We start from the raw sequence: 2,617 nt of genomic DNA on the forward strand, positions 1-2,617 counted from the left end.
GCCTCCTCAATGCCAGCATCAGTCAAGTCATCAGCCCACACACGGAACAACTTGATTGTACCCATGAAGGTAGACCCGATATCCATATCCGTAGCTAACAAGTCAGGTAGAGCCACTGGTGTGGTGTCCGCTGTGAGTGCTGTCCCATCTACTGCACCATTGATGAACGTAGAGCCATGACGGGAAGCGATGTTGAACGGGACGTTGATGCCGCTTGTATAGCTGCCGCCTGTTACCGTATCAACAACACCTGCCGCCTCTTGCGTGAATGTAAAGTTGCTTGCACCTGACTGCATAAGTATGCCGTTGCTTGCATCTTCAGTCCAGTTAGCAAATGTACTGCTTACGCCTGTCATTGTCCCTTCCATTTGGATAGACATAGCCGTGGCGGAATACGGCAAGTTATCCGCAGGGATTGTCATAGCATCCGCAGCGCGTGGGACTGTAGCACCTGCTGTGGGGATGTAGGAACTTGGGGTGGAGCCAGCTTCGACTTGAGCGCCGTAGATGCCAGTGCTACCCAAATCGGCGGAGCTATCTGCGGGATAAATAAACACAAGACCCGTTGTGCCATCAGCAACAAAACTTAACGCATAGCGGAACCAGCCACTTCCATAATCTTCAGCTTGATATGAAGAGGACGTTCCATTTTCTAGATCAATGGCAAGAAGGTTTACGTCTGTTGACCCAGAGATAACACGAAGTCTGGCGGTGGCTGCGGTGTTGGCCTTCATAAACAAAGAAAGAGTGTAAGTAGAGCCAGAAACTAGAGTAATGGGTTGGCTGACGGCTGTAAAAGTGCCACCAGTTTGCTCTGCCAAGTCTGCATTCGTTGTTCCATCAGGAGAAGCTATTGCATTAGCCGTAATAGATACGTTTAGATTTTTAGTCCAATCCACATTATCAAACTCACTGCTATAAGTCAGCAAATTCGTTCGCGCTTCACTCTCGTGGAAATACCCTTCGTCTACCCATGCAGAGCCATTGTAGAGGTGGTGGCCTACGCGGGGGAGGTATACTGCGCTGTCAGTGGTCGGGACGTAGCTGTCACCACGGGCAGGGTTGGCCACCATGCCACCGAGGTCGGAGCGATAGAGGTGTGCGCCCCATAGGAAGATACCTGATGTACCGTTACCAGTAAAAGAAACGTCCGTACCGTTCGCGGAGACGCCAAAACCAATATCCTTTGCTGAGGCTGTCGCGGTTGCCGCTATTGAGCATTTATACCAGCCGCCACCAGCATCTTCTATTGCCGATGTCCGCCCTGCGCCAGTTGACACAATGGACCCTGCTGACAGGTTGAAAAACGTATTTACAAAAGTACCGTTAATGTCCTCTCTGAAGACAAAGTAATCATACCCTGCCGCCTTTGCAAAGACGGATACAGTGTAATCAGTAGCTTTAAGGGTAGGTAGGGATCGTACCTTGTGTTCTGCAAGTGTTGCAGATGGTACTATTATGTCAGCGGAATTGCCGAGCGTCCAGTCCCCCAGATCGCCGTCCAGCGTGTAGGCACCGACGGCAACCGGCTCTGCGCCGACAATGAAGTCCACGTTGGAATAGTCGTTGGGCAGGAACACGGTGTCGTTCACATCGACAAAGATGCGGACCTGTTCAGGATTACCTATCAGGGATTTCGGGACCGTCACTTCGAAGCCACTGCCATCGGCGCTAATCGCGTGGTCGAGTTCGGCCACGAAGGTCTGGCCAGCCGCGCCGGAATACAGCCGCGCAACCCCGTCAGTGCCGATGTTGATGTTGTATTCCGCGCCCCCAGTGAAACCCCAAATCTGATGCCCCGTGGAACGGTCCAGATCGGTGTCGAGCCAGATCGTCGTACCTTTGCCGATGTCCAAAGGATCGGCGCTGATTGCGAAAACAAAACTGTTGTCCTGAATATCACCGTAAATCCCGTAGCCGGCGGCTCCGGTCGCGGGCGTGTCAAGCCGGGTGCCGGGCGTCCAGTCCCCCAGATCGCCGTCCAGCGCGAGGGCACCGACGGCAACCGGCGGTTGCTCTGCGCCGACAATGAGGTTCACGTTGGCATAGTCGTTGGGCAGGAACACGGCGTCGTTCACATCGGCAAAGATGCGGACCCGTTCCGGATCACCTGCAAGCAGGGATTTCGCGACCGCCACTTCGAAGCCACTGCCATCGGCGCTAATCGCGTGGTCGAGTTCGGCCACGAAGGTCTGGCCAGCCGCGCCGGAATACAGCCGCGCAACCCCGTCAGTGCCGATGTTGATGTTGTATTCCGCGCCCCCAGTGAAACCCCAAATCTGATGCCCCGTGGAACGGTCCAGATCGGTGTCGAGCCAGATCGTCGTACCTTTGCCGATGTCCAAAGGATCGGCGCTGATTGCGAAAACAAAACTGTTGTCCTGAATATCACCGTAAATCCCGTAGCCGGCGGCTCCGGTCGCGGGCGTGTCAAGCCGGGTGCCGGGCGTCCAGTCCCCCAGATCGCCGTCCAGCGCGAGGGCACCGACGGCAACCGGCGGTTGCTCTGCGCCGACAATGAGGTTCACGTTGGCATAGTCGTTGGGCAGGAACACGGCGTCGTTCACATCGGCAAAGATGCGGACCCGTTCCGGATCACCTGCAAGCAGGGATTTCG

At 55.1% G+C, this 2,617-nt stretch carries 1 pseudogene; it reads right to left on the bottom strand.

From position 1 onward, the window contains the following. Nucleotides 1–2,617, bottom strand: a pseudogene (locus QZ197_RS14355) (hypothetical protein); the annotation flags it as partial.

The organism is Yoonia sp., from assembly GCF_017854415.1.
Classification (GTDB): Bacteria; Pseudomonadota; Alphaproteobacteria; order Rhodobacterales; family Rhodobacteraceae; genus Yoonia.